At 58.8% G+C, this 639-nt stretch carries 1 protein-coding gene; it reads left to right on the top strand.

What is annotated here, in order from left to right:
- Positions 1–158: 158 nt before the first annotated feature.
- A partial coding sequence (locus RMSM_RS12880) for an FAD/NAD(P)-binding protein (protein ID WP_008696478.1) occupies positions 159–639 on the top strand: 481 nt, incomplete at its 3' end.

The following is a 639-nucleotide window of genomic DNA, read 5'->3' as shown; positions in this document are numbered from 1 at the left end:
CGCTTCGCCACCACACCTCAGCGAGTCGTGATCATCAATTCAGGACGTCCGTCGGTCGCGGACGGCATACGGAACGACGCGGGGTGAGCATCTGCTGAACGTGGCAGCCAGGAATATGTTCGGCTTTTCCAGACCATCCGGCGCACTTCTTTGATTGGTTGCGCTCGCGGTGTGAGTTCGATGCGATCGACGACGATACTCTTCGCGAAACGTTTATTCCAAGGCAGATTTTCGGAGATTATGTCCGCGGATTGGCGGCCCACTATCTGGGTGCAGCGGATCCCCGATCGAAAGTTCAGTGCGAGGTCATCGAGGATGCAGCGGTGGACGTGGTACCGCGTGGCTTGGCGGCCAGCGGCAATCAAGGTGGCGTGGTGATGTTAGAAAAGGGTGAGCCGATCGAAGCGGAATCGATCTTGTTGGCCACCGGGAATCAACCGCCCGCCGGTTTGCCAGGGGCGAACTTGCTCGCCAACGACCGACGTTATTGCGGCAACCCATGGAAGGATTGGCACGAGAATCTGCCCAGCGACGACAAGCACATCGTGATCCTGGGGACCGGGCTGACTGCGGTCGATGTGATCGTGACGCTTCGCAATAAGGGGTGGTGCGGAAAGGTGACCGCGATCTCTCGAAACG

The organism is Rhodopirellula maiorica SM1 (assembly GCF_000346295.1).
Classification (GTDB): domain Bacteria; phylum Planctomycetota; class Planctomycetia; order Pirellulales; family Pirellulaceae; genus Novipirellula; species Novipirellula maiorica.
This window is presented reverse-complemented; position numbering and strand designations above follow the sequence as displayed.